The sequence below is a fragment of the Sinorhizobium arboris LMG 14919 genome (genome assembly GCF_000427465.1).
Lineage (GTDB): Bacteria > Pseudomonadota > Alphaproteobacteria > Rhizobiales > Rhizobiaceae > Sinorhizobium > Sinorhizobium arboris.
The window spans coordinates 1784325-1799534 of sequence record NZ_ATYB01000014.1 but is presented as its reverse complement, the minus strand read 5'-3'; the positions used below and the strand labels follow the sequence as shown (position 1 = coordinate 1799534).

The 15210-nt window shown below is 62.6% G+C and carries 16 protein-coding genes; 7 read left to right on the top strand and 9 right to left on the bottom strand.

Annotated elements, in window-relative coordinates; all coding sequences use genetic code 11:
* Positions 1-331: 331 nt before the first annotated feature.
* Together SINAR_RS0119975 and SINAR_RS0119970 are read left to right on the top strand one after the other, a co-directional pair.
* Complete coding sequence (locus SINAR_RS0119975; RefSeq protein WP_028000708.1) at positions 332-1957, top strand: glycoside hydrolase family 43 protein; 1626 nt, start codon at positions 332-334, stop codon at positions 1955-1957.
* Between the two features lie 128 nt (positions 1958-2085).
* Positions 2086-2466, top strand: a complete 381-nt coding sequence (locus SINAR_RS0119970; RefSeq protein WP_028000707.1) for an RcnB family protein — start codon at positions 2086-2088, stop codon at positions 2464-2466.
* 205 nt (positions 2467-2671) lie between these two features.
* On the opposite strand, the gene znuA is transcribed toward SINAR_RS0119970, so the two are convergent.
* The gene (znuA, locus tag SINAR_RS0119965; RefSeq protein WP_028000706.1) at positions 2672-3682 is read right to left on the bottom strand and encodes a zinc ABC transporter substrate-binding protein ZnuA; all 1011 of its coding nucleotides are present in this window, start codon (positions 3680-3682) and stop codon (positions 2672-2674) included.
* A gap of 129 nt (positions 3683-3811) precedes the next feature.
* On the opposite strand from znuA, the gene SINAR_RS0119960 reads away from it, so the two are divergent.
* From SINAR_RS0119960 to SINAR_RS0119950, 3 genes are read left to right on the top strand one after another with little or no spacing between them, the layout of a single operon-like run.
* Positions 3812-4720, top strand: coding sequence for a metal ABC transporter ATP-binding protein (locus tag SINAR_RS0119960; protein WP_028000705.1), 909 nt, complete (start codon positions 3812-3814; stop codon positions 4718-4720).
* Positions 4713-5540 carry a zinc ABC transporter permease subunit ZnuB gene (gene znuB, locus SINAR_RS0119955; RefSeq protein ID WP_028000704.1) on the top strand — a complete coding sequence of 276 codons (828 nt, stop codon included), beginning with the start codon at positions 4713-4715 and terminating at the stop codon, positions 5538-5540. The genes SINAR_RS0119960 and znuB overlap by 8 nt, the downstream gene beginning before the upstream one ends.
* The gene (locus tag SINAR_RS0119950; protein ID WP_028000703.1) at positions 5540-5935 is read left to right on the top strand and encodes a Fur family transcriptional regulator; all 396 of its coding nucleotides are present in this window, start codon (positions 5540-5542) and stop codon (positions 5933-5935) included. Before znuB ends, SINAR_RS0119950 begins: the two co-directional genes overlap by 1 nt.
* A 9-nt stretch (positions 5936-5944) precedes the next feature.
* Here SINAR_RS0119950 and SINAR_RS0119945 read toward each other — a convergent pair whose 3' ends face one another.
* From SINAR_RS0119945 to SINAR_RS0119930, 4 genes are all read right to left on the bottom strand, one after another.
* Positions 5945-6475 carry a gamma carbonic anhydrase family protein gene (locus SINAR_RS0119945; protein ID WP_028000702.1) on the bottom strand — a complete coding sequence of 177 codons (531 nt, stop codon included), beginning with the start codon at positions 6473-6475 and terminating at the stop codon, positions 5945-5947.
* A gap of 148 nt (positions 6476-6623) precedes the next feature.
* Positions 6624-7310, bottom strand: a complete 687-nt coding sequence (locus SINAR_RS0119940; protein WP_028000701.1) for a fumarylacetoacetate hydrolase family protein — start codon at positions 7308-7310, stop codon at positions 6624-6626.
* Positions 7311-7490: 180 nt separating this feature from the next.
* Positions 7491-7697 (bottom strand): hypothetical protein, encoded by a 207-nt coding sequence (locus SINAR_RS0119935; protein ID WP_028000700.1) that lies wholly within the window; start codon positions 7695-7697, stop codon positions 7491-7493.
* Positions 7698-8123: 426 nt separating this feature from the next.
* Positions 8124-8360, bottom strand: coding sequence for a DUF982 domain-containing protein (locus SINAR_RS0119930; RefSeq protein WP_028000699.1), 237 nt, complete (start codon positions 8358-8360; stop codon positions 8124-8126).
* A 394-nt stretch (positions 8361-8754) separates the two neighbouring features.
* Between SINAR_RS0119930 and SINAR_RS0119925 the strand changes: the two genes are divergently transcribed.
* Entirely contained in the window at positions 8755-9003 is a 249-nt protein-coding gene (locus SINAR_RS0119925) for a hypothetical protein (RefSeq protein WP_028000698.1), read from the top strand.
* A gap of 106 nt (positions 9004-9109) precedes the next feature.
* Here SINAR_RS0119925 and SINAR_RS0119920 read toward each other — a convergent pair whose 3' ends face one another.
* From SINAR_RS0119920 to SINAR_RS0119910, 3 genes are all read right to left on the bottom strand, one after another.
* Entirely contained in the window at positions 9110-9700 is a 591-nt protein-coding gene (locus tag SINAR_RS0119920) for a hypothetical protein (RefSeq protein WP_028000697.1), read from the bottom strand.
* Positions 9701-10188: 488 nt separating this feature from the next.
* A complete protein-coding gene (locus tag SINAR_RS0119915) occupies positions 10189-12408 on the bottom strand; it encodes a xanthine dehydrogenase family protein molybdopterin-binding subunit (RefSeq protein ID WP_028000696.1) in 2220 nt (739 codons plus the stop codon).
* A gap of 3 nt (positions 12409-12411) precedes the next feature.
* A complete protein-coding gene (locus SINAR_RS0119910; protein ID WP_028000695.1) occupies positions 12412-12864 on the bottom strand; it encodes a (2Fe-2S)-binding protein in 453 nt (150 codons plus the stop codon).
* 323 nt (positions 12865-13187) lie between these two features.
* On the opposite strand from SINAR_RS0119910, the gene SINAR_RS0119905 reads away from it, so the two are divergent.
* Complete coding sequence (locus SINAR_RS0119905) at positions 13188-14165, top strand: AraC family transcriptional regulator (protein ID WP_028000694.1); 978 nt, start codon at positions 13188-13190, stop codon at positions 14163-14165.
* A gap of 81 nt (positions 14166-14246) precedes the next feature.
* Here the strand turns inward: SINAR_RS0119905 and SINAR_RS0119900 are convergent, their stop codons facing one another.
* Positions 14247-15140 carry a LysR family transcriptional regulator gene (locus SINAR_RS0119900; RefSeq protein ID WP_028000693.1) on the bottom strand — a complete coding sequence of 298 codons (894 nt, stop codon included), beginning with the start codon at positions 15138-15140 and terminating at the stop codon, positions 14247-14249.
* Positions 15141-15210 lie beyond the last annotated feature (70 nt).

Here is a 15210-nt window from a genome sequence, read left to right as displayed (position 1 = left end):
CCGCAATGGTTTTTTGTTTTTTGCCAAGCACAGGCAGAGTGCCCATTTCAAGCCTGCTTTCAAGTGCGAGGCTCGATTTTCCGGGACAGGGACGGGCTCTCAGACGAAAGTCGAATACCGACTGCCGGCGAATGATCAAAACTTAGGCATGCAAGCGCGATTCCCGTCGATGTTCCGCCGCAGCTTTCGTGGAAACTGAAGTCCGCGCAGACGCCTTCAACGATTCGAGGTTTCGGCAAACCTGCCGGAGCCGTCGATGGGGGAGCGCCACGTGAAAGATCTTGAAAAGGCAGCGGGCTGGATTCGGCACCGCGAAGAGGAGACGCAAGAGATGACCGCGACGATCCGCAACCCGATTCTGCCCGGTTTCAACCCGGACCCATCCATATGTCGGGTCGGCGACGATTATTACATAGCGACCTCGACATTCGAGTGGTACCCGGGCGTCCAGATTCACCATTCACGCGATCTCGTGAACTGGCGGCTCGTGCGCCGTCCGCTCGAACGCGCGAGCCAGCTCGACATGCGCGGCAACCCCGACAGTTGCGGCGTATGGGCTCCGTGCCTCTCCTATTGCGACGGCCTGTTCTGGCTCGTCTATACCGACGTCAAGCGCTTGGACGGAAACTTCAAGGACGCGCACAACTACATCGTCACGGCTGAGGCGGTGGAAGCCACCTGGTCCGATCCGGTCTACATCAACTCGTCCGGCTTCGATCCGTCGCTCTTCCATGACGACGATGGTCGCAAGTGGTTTCTCAACATGCAGTGGAACCACCGCCTTGAAAGCTTCACCGGCTCGCCCAAGAGCCCCGCTTTCGACGGTATCCTGCTGCAGGAATGGGACGAGCGAACGCGCAAGCTCGTCGGCCCGGTGAAGAACATCTTCGCGGGCAGTCCCCTCGGTCTCGTCGAAGGGCCGCATCTCTTCAAGCGCGACGGCTGGTATTACCTGACGGTCGCCGAGGGGGGAACCGGTTACGACCACGCCGTGGGGATGGCGCGGTCCCGCACAATAGACGGACCCTATGAAATGCACCCGAACGTGCATCTCATCACCTCCAAGGACCACCCGGAGGCAGCTTTGCAGCGCGCGGGGCACGGCCAATATGTCGAGACGCAAGACGGCCAAGCCTATCATACGCATCTTTGCGGGCGGCCGCTGCCGCCGCAGCGGCGCTGCACGCTCGGGCGCGAGACTGCGCTGCAGAAATGCGTCTGGCGGGAGGATGGCTGGCTCTATCTCGAGAGCGGCGGGCCGGTTCCCGAGGTGACGGTTCCCGCGCCGGGCGCCGCAGGAACCGTCGCCGAGCGTGTCGTGGTTGAAACCGATTTCGACGAGCAGGGGCTTCCGCCGGAGTTCCAGTGGCTACGCACCCCGCTGCCGGAGCGGATCTTCTCGTTAGCCGCGCGGAACGGACATCTCCGGCTCTTCGGGCGCGAGAGCATTGGCAGCTGGTTCGAACAGGCGCTGGTGGCACGGCGGCAGGAGCATCATTCCTTCCGCGCCGAGACCGTCGTCGACGTTGCTCCTGAGACGTATCAGCAGGCCGCGGGGCTCACGCATTACTATAACCGGCACAAGTTCCACGCCCTCGGAGTCACATGGCACGAGGTGCTCGGACGGGTCGTCACGATATTCTCCTGTCCGGGCGACTTTCCGAACGGGCGGCTGACGTATCCGGTCGGCAGCGGCGTCGCCGTTCCCGACGGCCCCGTGCATCTCGCCATGGAGGTGAGGGGCAACGATCTTGAGTTCTTCTGGCGGGGAGCCGCCCAGACCGAATGGGTCGCCATCGGGCCGGCGCTCGACGCCGGCGTGATTTCGGACGAAGGCGGACGCGGCGAGCACGGTTCCTTCACGGGGGCATTCGCGGGCATGTTCGCCTTCGACATCTCGGGCACCGCGATCCCTGCGGATTTCGACCGGTTCCGTTACCAGGCGCTCAGCGTCTGAACTGCTGAACGCTTATGAGATAGGTCTCATAAGCATCGGTAATCATTACATATTTGTAATATCGTACTTCATATTCGGTTCAGGAAAGGAGGCTTAGCTTCGGGGGGCAATAACGAAAGGGAAATTCCATGAAATGCCTTCTGATCGCGCTTGTCGCCAGCTCGTTCCTTGCCACGCCGATGGCGCTTGCTCAGCCGGCCGGCTCCCTCGAGCTTGCGCAGGCGCATGATCGCAATCGCCACAGGCACGTCGATCGCCATGTCGAGGAACGCGTTGACAGGCATGTGGAGAAACACGTCGAAAAGCGCGTGATCATCAAGAAGCATCGCTGGACGCGCGGCTACAGGCTCAGCCCGTCCGAGCGGCGCCACATGGCCTATGTCCGCGACTACCGCCGCTACAAGCTGCGGCCGCCGCCGCGGGGCCAGCAATGGGTGCGTGTCGACAACGACTTTCTGCTGATCAGCCTCGCGACGGGCGTGATCGCCGGCCTTGCATCGGCTTATTGACCTTACGTGTTCCTTTTGAAGGACTCCGATTTCTACCTCATCCCTGTGCTTTGCCACAGGGATCAAGTAGCGCGCGTCTGTGGCGCGGGAGAGCCTTCTCGGCCCAGGGGCCTGGGCCGGCTGCATTCCTGTGACAAGCACAGGAATGCCGGGCAAAGGAATGTAGGCGCATTCCAATCTACTCGTTACATCTTCCTATGTCAGTCTAGCTCGCCGACGTAAGGCATTCCTTCAGCGAAGCGCCGATATTTTCCATCATCTGGAAGTAGAGGTCGGGTCCGGCCTCGAGGGTGCCGGCTTCCGGGTCGAGCGTGCCCGATTTGGCCGGAGTGCCTTCGATGACGACGCTGACGAGCTTCGGCTCGAACTGCGGCTCGGCGAAGACGCAGGTCGCACCCAATTCCTTGATCTTCGTGCGGATCTCCGAGAGCCGTTCGGCGCCGGGCAGGACTTCCGGGCTGACGGTGATCGAGCCGGCTACCCGCACCTTGTAACGGTTCTCGAAATACTGATAGGCATCGTGAAAGACGACGAAAGGCTTGTCCTTGACGGCAGCCACCGTCTCGGCAAGGCTTTTGTCGAGAGTGCCTATCCGCTCGTTGAACTTCTCCAGATTGGCCTTGTAGGTGGCGGCATTGGCGGGATCGGCTGCCGCCAATGTCTTCTCGATCTCTGTCGCCATGGCCTTGGCATTCATCGGGTCGAGCCACATATGCATGTCGAATTCGCCTTCGGCATGGTCATGGTGGTCATGCCCGGCGGCCTCCGCATCGCCGGCATGGGCATCGCCGTGATCGTCGTGCCCATCATGACCGGCTTCCTCGCCATGGCCTCCTTCGTCGTGATCATGTCCCTCGAAGGCGCCACCCTCGCGGAATTTCAGCTTTTCCAGCCCCGGTGCCTCGCCGAGTTCGACCACCTGAGCTCCTGTGCCGAGTGCATCAAGCGGCTTGTCCAGGAAAGCCTCGAGGCCGGGGCCGACCCAGAACACGACCTTCGCCGCCTGCAGGGCCGCGGCGTTCGAAGGCTTCATGGTATAGGTATGGGGGGAGGCGCCGCCCTCGACGATGAGCGAGGGCTCGCCGATCCCCTGCATGATCGACGCGACCAGCGAGTGGACCGGCTTGATCGAGACGACCACATTGGGCGCCTCCGCAAGGGCGGGGGAAGCCAGGAGAAGCGTCGAGGCGAAAAGGAGGGCAGTCGTCGATTTCATCGTTTTCTCCGAATTGTCCGTTGCTGTAGCCGGCATTTGCTTGAAACGGCGTTGTTATGTTATTACATCCGTTGCGTTATGCTATAACGTGTGCGATAGCCAGTGGCAACCATCAGCCGGAACTTTTTAATGCTGAACTTCCGATCGCCAGAAACGATACCCCTGGTCAGTCTTGCCAATGCCGGAGTGCGCCGAAATGGCAGATGGCTCGTGCGCGGCGTCGATTTTTCGATCAGCCGAGGCGAAATCGTCACTTTAATAGGGCCGAACGGATCGGGAAAATCGACGACGGCAAAGACGGCGATCGGCGTCCTCAAGCCCGATGAGGGACACGTCGAGCGGCTTGCCGGGCTGAAGGTCGGCTACGTGCCCCAGAAGCTTGCCGTCGACTGGACGCTGCCGTTGACTGTGGAACGGCTGATGACGCTGACCGGTCCGCTCAAGGGTCGGGAAATCGAGGAGTCGCTCGCAGCGACGGGCATGCTGCACATGGCGAAGGCCGAGGTGCAGCACCTGTCGGGTGGCGAATTCCAGCGGGCACTGCTTGCCCGGGCGATCGCCCGAAAGCCCGACCTGCTGGTCCTGGACGAGCCGGTGCAGGGCGTGGATTTTTCCGGGGAGATAGCCCTCTACGAGCTGATCAAACAGATCCGCAACCGCACCGGCTGCGGTATTCTGCTCATTTCGCACGATCTTCACATCGTCATGGCCGAAACCGACACGGTCGTCTGTCTCAATGGTCATGTCTGCTGTCGCGGAACGCCGCAGGTGGTGAGCCAGAGTCCGGAATATCTCAAGCTCTTCGGACGCCGCGCTGCCGGTGCGCTTGCCGTGTACAGTCATCACCACGATCATACGCACCTCCCGGACGGGCGCGTGCTGCATGCCGACGGCAGCATCACCGAAAGCTGCTTCCCGGGCGACGGCCATCATCACCATGACGAGCCCGACAACATCCATGACCACGATCCGGACTGCGGCTGCGGCCATCACGCGCGGCTCCAGGGTTACGACGGGGCGGAGAAGCGCGATGCTTGACGATTTCTTCATTCGCGCGCTCGTCGCCGGAATCGGCATCGCCATGGTCGCGGGGCCGCTCGGCTGCTTCGTCATCTGGCGGCGCATGGCCTATTTCGGCGATACGATGGCCCATTCGGCGCTGCTCGGGGTGGCGCTCTCGCTGCTCATGGACCTGAATCTGATGGTGAGCGTCTTTGTCGTCGCCTCCGTCGTCTCGTTGCTGCTTCTCTTCCTGCAGAAGCGCGGCGCGCTTTCGACGGACGCGCTGCTCGGCATTCTCTCGCACTCGGCACTGTCGATCGGTCTCGTCATCGTCGCGTTCATGACCTGGGTCCGGATCGACCTTGTCGGATTCCTGTTCGGCGACATCCTTGCGGTTTCAAGAGCCGATATCGACATTGTCTGGGGCGGCGGCGTTCTGGTGATCTTCGCGCTCGTCTATCTGTGGCGGCCATTGCTTGCCTCGACGGTCAATCCGGAGCTGGCCGAAGCGGAGGGGCTCAGGCCCGAGAGGGCGCGGCTCTTCTTCATGCTGCTGATGGCTCTGGTGATAGCGATCGCCATGAAGATCGTCGGCATCCTGCTGATCACCTCGCTGCTGATCATACCGGCGGCAACCGCCCGCCGCTTCGCCTCCTCGCCCGAAGTCATGGCTGTCTTCGCCTCGCTGATCGGCGCGGTCGCCGTTGCCGGCGGTCTTTTCGGCTCGCTCCACTGGGATACGCCCTCGGGGCCGTCTATCGTGGTTGCGGCACTGGCCCTTTTCGTGCTGAGTCTGCTGCCGGTCGGACGCCGGATCGAGGGCGCCCCGCATTCGTCGCATGGAGGACATCACTGATGGCTACGCCCCAACTGACCAAGAACCAGTCACTGGTGATGGGGGCGCTTGCCCATTCGGACGGGCCGATGAGCGCCTACACGATTCTCGACAAGCTGCGCGACCACGGCTTTCGCGCGCCGTTGCAGGTCTATCGCGCTCTCGACAAGCTGCTCGAATACGGGTTGGTTCATCGGCTCGAGAGTCTCAACGCCTTCGTCGCCTGCACCTGTCCGCATGACCATGAGCATGACCACGGCGTCACGGCCTTCACCATCTGCGAAGGCTGCGGCCAGGTGACCGAATTTCATGACGAGGTGATCGAGGACAGGCTCTCCACGCTCGTGCGCGCACAGGAGTTCAAGACGGAGAAGACGACGATCGAGATCCGCGGACACTGCAAGAGCTGTGCGTGAGGCGGTGTATCAATCCAGCAGCGTGAGCTGGGCGGCGTAACGCTGCCAGTTCTTCACATAGTGTTCGGCCGAGCGCTTCAATCCTTCGACTGCGGCGTCGTCGAGGGTCCTCACCATCTTGGCAGGAGCGCCGACGATGAGCGAGTTGTCGGGAAATTCCTTTCCCTCGGTCACCAGCGCATTGGCGCCGACGAGACAGTTGCGGCCGATCTTCGCGCCATTCAATATGGTCGCTCCCATGCCGACCAGCGAATTGTCGCCGATGGTGCAGCCGTGGATGATCGCCCGGTGACCGATGGTGCAGCCTTCGCCAATTGAAACCGGGAGACCGGGGTCGACATGGATGATGACGGCCTCCTGGATATTCGTGCGCGCGCCGATGCGGATCGGCTCGTTGTCGCCGCGCAGCGTCGCGCCGAACCAGATGCCGACGTCCTCGCCGAGCTCGACCTGACCGATGATGTTGGCGTCCGGCGCCACCCAGTAGCTGCCTTCGGTCGGCGTCTGCGGTCTGAGCGGCCCTAGAGCGTAGAGAGGCATGCAAAGGTCCTTTCAGAGTTGCAACTGCGTTCTTTGGAGCACTTTGAGGAAAAGCGTGTAACGGTTTTCTGCCCGGAAGTGCGAAGTTTCAAGCCGTCGGATCGTTAAACAATGAAACGATCCCGTCGAAGGGACCTTCGCCCCTCCGTCAACGTACGTTGACGGAGATCGCCCCGATCCCATCGATGCCGCAGGCGACGACGTCTCCGCGCGTGACGGGGCCTACGCCGGACGGCGTTCCGGTCATGATGATGTCGCCCGGCGCAAGAGTGAAAAGGCGGGAGAGCTCGGCGATGATTTCGGGCACTGTCCAGATCATCTGATCGAGATCGCCCTGCTGGCGCAGTTCGCCATTGACCTTGAGCCATATGTTGCCGCTTGCGGGATGGCCGATCGCAGTGACGGGAACGATGGCGGAGACCGGAGCGGAATGCTCGAACGCCTTGGCCGCCGTCCAGGGCTTTCCGGCCTTCTTCGCTTCCGCCTGGAGGTCCCGGCGCGTGAAGTCGATGCCGACGCCATAACCGAAGATGTGGTCGGCCGCGTCCTCCACGGGGATGTCAGTCCCGCCGCTGCGCATGGCGACGACCAGCTCGACCTCGTGATGAACCTCCGACGAGCGCGGCGGGTAGGGGAAATTCTCGCCCGGCGGCAGCAGATTATCGGCATTCTTCTGAAAGAAGAAGGGCGGCTCACGGTCCGGGTCATGACCCATCTCGCGCGCATGGGCCGCATAGTTGCGGCCGACACAGTAGACCCGGCGCACCGGAAATCCGACGGAACTGCCTGAGATCGGCAGCAGGACGAGGGGCGGGGGTGTCAGGGCTGTCTGCATGATCGTCCGGCTCCATCATTCGGTCTCGGTCTCGCCCGAGAGGTTCGTTCGGAGATGTCGACGCACGAGCACCGCCCCGTCAAGTTGGGGCGACGCCGCGGCGAATCTGGAGAGGACGTTAGCAGCCGGACCGGCTGCTGCAATAGGTAGTGCCCGAGAATGATTCTGGTGCCGCGGCGCTCAGGCGCAACGGGCATAGGCCTCAAGCTGGTCGCGTGTAAGGAAGCGCCCGTCGGAGCGCGAGTTGAGCTCCGGATGGCTGTATTCGAGGCTCGGCACTTCGGGAAGCTCAAGGGCCTGGCGTACGGTCATGATGCCGATTTCCTTGCGGCCGCTCTCGCGCTTCATGCTGACTTCCACGATACGATAGAGATGACTCTCTTTCATGATAGCTCTCCCGTATTTTTTTATGTCCCTCTTTTATGGGACCTTAAGCATTCGATATTGGTTTTTCTGAGACACACCAGAATATAACGCCGGCAGATGAAGGCTTCGCGACAGAAATCAGGCGGCTTCGCGGTGATTTCCGACCCATTTGGAGACGGGATCTCCGTGCCGGTGAGACCGCGTCCTCGTACTCGCTGAAATATGCGTAGTAGCTTATATTGGAGAGGATTCTGTTTTTCAAGGAGCCGGATAGTAGAGCTCGCGAATATTGCGTCGCACAAGAATTATATTATCAATACTCGTCGTAACGCCGGACATCCGCCGCGGCGCCGTAGGCCGGCACCGTTGCGAACTCGACTGGAGCGGCATGAGGAAAACTGCGTGCGGTTTCCGCCCGCATTCCGCTCAACTCTGCCTTGGGTCGTGTTAATGCGCCTTAAGGCGCGCCTCCTCGGCAGCGGAAAGAAAGAGCCTGCGCGCTTCCTCGCAGGTGCGGCGCCCGTCGATCGCGGCGCGGCATGCGCTGCGTGCGGCGACATAGTAGGGGCCGCGGTACGGCCAATGGTCCGCGAGGCACGCGAGCGCGTCGGATGGTCCCTTGACCATGCGCACGTCGCCCCCGGTCATTCCAAGCTCGATGGGATGGCTCCACAAGACCTGCATACTTCTCCTCCTGAATCGCGACGATATCGCAAGCATCGTCGGCCTGTTCGGTTCCTGTCTGGCGGGACGAAACGGCCTTGATCGCTGTTTTCCCGCTCCTCAGATCATGTACGAAAACTCCTCGGGATCAGCCCGGGTTCCCTGGAAAGAAAAGAGGAACCGGGCAAAGCACAACTCAATGTAGCTGAGCGATTTCGGTTTGTCCGCACCTTTGCTGAAATATGGTCTCCTCCTGCCTGCGGCGGTTGCATTCAAGCAGCCCGTCGCCGAACGGCCCGGTTACCGTTGGTTGTCGTTTCCTTCGCCACCCGCATAGCGGTATATCCCCTCAAATGGCGGGGTTTCACGCCTTTGGTGCTCATTCTATATCTTTTTCGTGCTTTGGAGGGCTGGAATGGTGACGATTGACGAGATTCGCTTGACTTGGCTGCCACTGCAAAACGGGACTTTCTGCGCGATGCTTGGCAGACATGAAGTCGCTTTTGTCATGAAGCGTCACGCAATGAGCGATTGGGCCTGGCGGATTTCCCAATGCAACGGCACCGGCGAAACAGCTTTCCGTTATGCGCCAACATTCGAAGGGGCCAAGGCGGAGGTTCTGGCCGGCATCCAGGAGTGGTTCCGCCAGGCGGGCTTTCAATGAGCTTCAGCTGGCCTTCGCGATTGCGTAGCCGCCGCGCTGCGGGAACAGCGCGGCGGCTTTGGAGGGTGCGGCGCTAATCGCCATCGATTATTGACGCTGTCGCGCGTCAGTTGCTCTGAGTGGTGGTCGGGGTTTCGCCGCCGCCGGAGCCGCTGTCCTGGCTGCCGCCGGAGCCGCCGTCCTGGCCGCCGCCGGAGCCGCCGTCCTGGCCGCCGCCGGAGCCGCTGTCCTGACCGCCGCCGGAGCCGCTGTCCTGACCGCCGCCGGAGCCGCTATCCTGACCGCCGCCGGAGCCGCTATCCTGACCGCCGCCGGAGCCGCTGTCCTGGCCGCCGCCGGAGCCGCTATCCTGGCCGCCGCCGGAGCCGCTATCCTGGCCGCCACCGGAGCCGCTATCCTGACCGCCGCCGGAGCCGCTGTCCTGGCCGCCGCCGGAGCCGCTATCCTGGCCGCCACCGGAGCCGCTGTCCTGGCCGCCACCGGAGCCGCTATCCTGGCCCCCACCGGAGCCGCCATCCTGACCTCCGCCCGGCACGCTGCCGGAGTCGGCAACGATAAGGACATCGCCTTGATGACCGGCAAACGCGGTACTCTGACGCAGGCCGTCATCGAACGCCGCTAGTGAGGCAAATGGCGTGGCAACGACATAGGCGAGACCAAGCAATGAGCCGATGAGAGTTTTTCCTGTTCTACGCATTGTCCAGCTTCCTTCCCTGAAGTTTCGGACATGTTTCGAACCTCAGCCTCCAGCGCGGCGCAGCATGGCACAGAAGGTGCCGGCTTAGGCAAGAATATTATAAACGACTGATCTGCAACAGAATATCCGAGTGCTGGTGCCGATGTCTGCCCGATTTTTGCCATAAGATACAATCAGCAGTATTAAATGCATGGGAAAAATACATCCAATAAACTGATTCCGATCTATCTCTTCTGCTGGTTATATTCGTAATCGCGCTTTCACTCGGTGATTGTACCTGTGATTTTGCTCAAAGTCTCCGATCCTGTGCGGTTATCCGGGAAGGCGAGGATCGACAGTACCGCCATGCCGCCGAATGGCGTGGGCACGGCATGTCGGACGGGGAACAAGCGTCTTCCACGGCAACCCCAGCAACATTCGTATGACCGCAAACAGCACCGCGCCAATCGACAGGATATCGCATACCGGCCTCTCCCCTGCATCGCGGCTCAGGCTTCGAGCGCCGCCTTCACGCGTTCCGGGAGGAACGGGAAATGGCGGAGCCGCACGCCGCCGGTCAGCCGCGCCACGGCATTGGCTATCGCCGGGCCGATGGGCGGCAGGCCGACCTGGCCCATGCCTCCGATCGGACTGCCGGGCGTGGGAACCACCGACACTTCGATGTCAGGAGCCTCCGAGATACGTATCACCCGGTATGTGTCGAAGTTTGCTTCCTGTACTTCGCCATTGTCGATGTCGATCCGCTCGAGCAGGGCCTGGCTGGTTCCGTTCGTGATGCCCACGATCATCATGGCTTCGATGTGGACCGGCTGGATCGCCACGCCCGGATCCACCGCGCACCAGACCTTGTGCACGCGGATCGCGCCGGTCTTGCGATCGAGCGACACTTCGGCAATCTGGGCGCAATGGGTGCCGAAGGCATCGGAATAGGCAAGGCCCAGCGCACGGCCGTCGCGCTGACGCTCCCATTCGGCCATCCGCGCAACGGTCTCGATGACCTTCCGCCCCCGCGGTTGATCCGGCAGCAGATCCAGCCGAATCTGCAGCGGATCGGCCCCTTTTGCCGCCGCGACCTCATCAATCATGCACTCGGTGGCAAACCGCGTATATCCGACCCCGACGGCGAACCAGAAGCCGACGTCGAGGCCGTTGTCCTGGCGGATATAGTCGATACGGTGCGCCGGCACCGCGTAGTTGAAGCGGGCACCCTCCGTCACAACGTCGTCGTGACCATGCTGCTCCTTGAACAAATCGGGCATGGTCCTGGCGAAGATGGAATCAGCCGCGATACGGTGTCGCCAGCCGACGATGTTCCCTTCTGCGTCGAGCCCGACCTGTATGTGCTGTGCTTCGAGGGGCCGGAACTTGTCGTGCCGGATGTCGTCCTCGCGGCTCCAGATCACCTTCACCGGGCGACCTTCCACGACCTTGGCCAGGGACACCGCGTCGATGATGAAGTCGGCCTCGGCCTTCCGGCCAAAGCCGCCGCCGAGCAGCGTGGTGTTCACCTTGACCTTGTCGGGCGTGGTTCCGAGCACCTCGGCTGCAAATGCCTGAGTGCCTGTGGGACCTTGCGTCGGCGCCCAGAGCTCGATTGTGTCGCCGTGCACGAGCGCCGTGGCATTCATCGGCTCCATGGCGGCGTGGGCGACGTGGTCGCTCATATAGTCGGCTTCGATGACTTTCGCTGCGCCGGCGATGGCGTCGGCGGCATCGCCTTCCGAGTGGGCGGCTACCCCTGCCTGGCCGAGATCGCGCGCGGCGGCGCGATATTCCTCGAGCAGGCGATCGCTGGTGTAGTTGCGCACCCGGGACGAGGTGCTCCATGTAACCTGGAGCAGTTCCTTGGCCCGCAGCGTCGCCTCGACCGTCTCGCCGATGATGCCGACGCCATAGGAAAGCGGGACGATGTGCAGGACGCCACGCGCGGCCCTGGCTTCGGCGTCTTCTATGGATTTCGGCCGCTCGCCCTGAACCGGCGCCCGTAGCACCGCGCCGTAGAGCATGCCGGGACGCTGCACGTCGATGCCGTAGATCGCGGTTCCGTTGACCTTTGACGGCACGTCCACGCGTGGAATGTCCCGACGTCCGATGTAGCGCCATTTGTCCGGCGACTTGAGATCGGCTTCCGTCGCCTGCGGCAAAGGGTCGGGAAGATAGCCCGCCGCCGCCACCTCGCCGTAGTCGAGTCGGCGGCCGGAGGACTTATGCTCGACCTTGCCGAGGTCGGTCGTGAGCTCCCCCACGGGCACGCGCAGCATATCGGCCGCAGTCGCCAGAATCACCATGCGGGTTTGGGCGCCGACGAGGCGCAGCATTTTGTAGTAGCCCCGGGTGGACTCGCTGCCGCCGGTGAGCTGGACCCCGTAAAAGCCTGGATTGCCATATTTCTCCGCATCGGAAGGCGATTGGACGACGCGGACCTTGTCCCAGTCGGCGTCCATCTCTTCGGCGATGATCAGCGGCAGGGTCGTCATGATGCCTTGCCCCATCTCCGAAGCCGGCGAGACGATGCTGATGGCACCATCCGCATCGAGGAACACCCATGCGTTCGGCCTGTAGTCACCTGCGCCAGCAGGCGCGACGGTGGCGCTGAAGGCGGCGCCGGGCAGTCCGGCGAAGGCGACCGTCAGGCCAACCCCGCCGAAAGTGATCAGGAAATTCCGCCGCGAGAGCGCGGCGTCACCAGGTCGCAGACGTATGGTCACGGTTCAGGCCTCCCGGGCGGCGCGCTCGATGGCGCTGATGATCCGCACATAAGTTCCGCAGCGGCAGAGATTACCGTCCATGTGCTCGACGATCTCCTGCCGCGTCGGCTTGGGATTGCTCCTGAGGAGCGCCGCCGCCTGCATGATCTGGCCGGACTGACAATAGCCGCATTGCGGCACCTGCTCGGTGATCCAGGCCTTCTGCAGCGGGTGGCTGGCGTCGGGCGAGAGGCCTTCGATGGTAGTTATCTCCCGGCCGGCAACATCTTCCAGAAAAGTCTGGCAGGAACGCACAGGCTGGCCATCCATGTGAACGGTGCACGCGCCGCATTGCGCGATGCCGCAGCCGAACTTGGTGCCGGTGAGCTTGAGATGCTCACGGATCACCCAGAGAAGAGGAGTGTCGGATTCGGCGGCGACATCCACCGCACGCCCGTTGATCGTAAAGGCTGTCATGCCGGCGTCTCCTTGGTTTGAAGGCTGGTGGTCGAGGCAGCCGATGATCGCCGCCCGTTGCGCAGCGTCAGGGACGCTGACGGTCGTTCTCGTGCCGGCTGGGGGAGGAAAGTGTCGGGCGACTGCCTGTCCCCGTTGACGCCTGCGGACGGCAGCGCCCGCACTTGTCTGCCAGGGTGGGGCTCCCATATGCCGACGGATCATGAAGTCTGCCGCAGATCATTTGATTGCCTCATTGCTTTGCGACCACGATAAGCAGCCGCTGGAATACGAGCTATGCTTCGAAATCCAGAATATCTCTCCGGTCGTCCAGGATGGCTTCGATGGATCCTCTTTCAGACGTGCTTTCTTTGCTCAAACCGCGCAGCCACGTCTCGTCCGGCTTCGATGCCGGCGGGGACTGGCTGATCCAGTTCTCCGACCTTCATGAGCGCATCAAGTGTTATGCGGTCGTGTCCGGCCGGTGCTGGCTGTCGGTCGACAATGTCGCCGATCCCGTTCGCCTGGAGGCCGGAGAGTGCTTCGTGCTGCCGAGCGGCAGGCCGTTTCGGCTCGGAAGCGACATGGCCCTGACGCCGGTCGATGCCGTCAGCATATTCCCGCCGGCGCGGGCGGGGGGCGTGGTCACGGTGAATGGCGGCGGCGACTTCTTTCTCGTCGGCAGCCGGTTCACGGTGAGCGGGCAGCACGCCCGCGCCCTGCTGCGAACGCTCCCGCCCATCGTCCACATCAGGAAGGAGTCGGATCAGGCGGCGCTGCGCTGGTCCGTGGAGCGGATGATGGCGGAACTGCGAGAGCCTCAGCCCGGCGGTTTCCTCGTCGCCCAGCACCTCGCCCATATGATGCTGCTTCAGGCGCTGCGGCTGCACCTTGCGGATGGAGTGGGAAATCAGGTGGGGTGGTTCTCGGCGCTCGCGGACAGACAGATGTGCGCCGCGATCACCGCGATGCATGCCGAGCCCGCCTATCGCTGGACGTTGCAGGACCTGGCCGAACGCGCCGCCATGTCGCGATCGGCCTTTGCAATGAAATTCAAGGCGACGGTGGGAGAGACGCCGATGGACTATCTGACCCGCTGGCGCATGACGCTGGCGGCGGAGAGACTCGAGAACTCGGGCGATTCGGTTTCGACGATCTCCTTTTCGCTCGGCTACGAATCCGAGAGTTCGTTCAGCGCGGCCTTCAAACGGGTCATGGGTTGCTCGCCGCGGCAATATCGCCGGAATCCGAATGGCGTTCCATTTGCGCCGTCGGGTACGAACGTGGCGAGGGAAACGCAGATCGAGATGACCGCGAACTGAAGCATTCTCAAGCATAGAACTGCTACGGGAGCGCGCCGGCGGATCGGCTCTTTCCATCGGAAGGGGGCTTTCGCCGACGGGTCACAGGTCGGCTTCGGAAAACAGTTTGACGACCCAGTCGATAAAGACGCGCACCCGCGGCGAGAGCTGGCGGTTCTGGGGGTAAAGCGCCGAAAGTTGTGTCGGCGGGGGAGGAAACTCGGCAAGGACCTCGACCAGGGTTCCTTCGTCCAGGTCTCGCTGCAGGCGGTAGCGCGGCGCCTGAATCAGACCGAAGCCGCGGCGGGCGAGATCGGTCATCGTGTCCGAGTCGTTGACGGTCAGCCGGCACGGCAACGCCACGTAGCGGACATTGCTCCCGATCGTGAATTCGAGCGGCATGACCTGTCCGGTGCGGGAGGAGATGAACCCGACGGCGCGGTGCCCATCCATCGCATCGGGGGAGCGGGGTCTTCCGCGCCTTTCTATGTAGGCCGGGCTGGCGCAGGTGATTTCAGTGATCATCCCGAGGCGGCGCATGATCAAGCCGCTATCCGCAATCTCTCCGGCGCGGATGACGCAGTCGATACCCTCCCGGACGAGATCCACCAGCCGGTCGCCCTGACCGATCTGCAGGTCCAGCAGTGGATAGCGATCGAGGAATTCGTTGAGGCGCGGCAGCAGGAACGTGCGTGTCAGCAGGGGATGCGCATCGACGCGCAGCAGGCCGCGGGGCTGCATGTCGCGGAAGGCGTTTTCCGCCTCGTCCACCTCGGCGAGGATCGCAATGCAGCGCCGGTAGAAGGCCGCGCCGTCCAGCGTCGGCGCCACATGCCGGGTCGTTCGCTCGAGAAGCCGTGCGCCGAGATCGTCTTCCAGCTGCTTGATCGCTTCCGTGGCGGTGGATCGGGCAAGGCCGAGGTCGGACGCCGCAGCAGCGAAGCTGCGCCGCTCGACAATCCGGATGAAGAGCTGCATGCGGTCAAGCCGGTCCATAGCTTTGTTCACCACAGCCGAATTCTCATGTCAATCTTTGCCCAATTGTTCTGAAGCGGTGCCGGGAATA

Bases quoted from the DNA above. Each gene is read 5' to 3' on its own strand.
- SINAR_RS0119960 (WP_028000705.1), top strand. From the start codon at position 3,812: ATGCTGAACTTCCGATCGCCAGAAACGATACCCCTGGTCAGTCTTGCC.
- SINAR_RS0119950 (WP_028000703.1), top strand. From the start codon at position 5,540: ATGGCTACGCCCCAACTGACCAAGAACCAGTCACTGGTGATGGGGGCG.
- SINAR_RS0119920 (WP_028000697.1), bottom strand. From the start codon at position 9,700: ATGCGTAGAACAGGAAAAACTCTCATCGGCTCATTGCTTGGTCTCGCC.
- SINAR_RS0119910 (WP_028000695.1), bottom strand. From the start codon at position 12,864: ATGACAGCCTTTACGATCAACGGGCGTGCGGTGGATGTCGCCGCCGAA.
- SINAR_RS0119975 (WP_028000708.1), top strand. From the start codon at position 332: ATGACCGCGACGATCCGCAACCCGATTCTGCCCGGTTTCAACCCGGAC.
- SINAR_RS0119935 (WP_028000700.1), bottom strand. From the start codon at position 7,697: ATGAAAGAGAGTCATCTCTATCGTATCGTGGAAGTCAGCATGAAGCGC.
- SINAR_RS0119905 (WP_028000694.1), top strand. From the start codon at position 13,188: ATGGATCCTCTTTCAGACGTGCTTTCTTTGCTCAAACCGCGCAGCCAC.
- SINAR_RS0119930 (WP_028000699.1), bottom strand. From the start codon at position 8,360: ATGCAGGTCTTGTGGAGCCATCCCATCGAGCTTGGAATGACCGGGGGC.
- znuA (WP_028000706.1), bottom strand. From the start codon at position 3,682: ATGAAATCGACGACTGCCCTCCTTTTCGCCTCGACGCTTCTCCTGGCT.
- SINAR_RS0119945 (WP_028000702.1), bottom strand. From the start codon at position 6,475: ATGCCTCTCTACGCTCTAGGGCCGCTCAGACCGCAGACGCCGACCGAA.
- SINAR_RS0119925 (WP_028000698.1), top strand. From the start codon at position 8,755: ATGGTGACGATTGACGAGATTCGCTTGACTTGGCTGCCACTGCAAAAC.
- SINAR_RS0119940 (WP_028000701.1), bottom strand. From the start codon at position 7,310: ATGCAGACAGCCCTGACACCCCCGCCCCTCGTCCTGCTGCCGATCTCA.
- SINAR_RS0119900 (WP_028000693.1), bottom strand. From the start codon at position 15,140: ATGGACCGGCTTGACCGCATGCAGCTCTTCATCCGGATTGTCGAGCGG.
- znuB (WP_028000704.1), top strand. From the start codon at position 4,713: ATGCTTGACGATTTCTTCATTCGCGCGCTCGTCGCCGGAATCGGCATC.
- SINAR_RS0119970 (WP_028000707.1), top strand. From the start codon at position 2,086: ATGAAATGCCTTCTGATCGCGCTTGTCGCCAGCTCGTTCCTTGCCACG.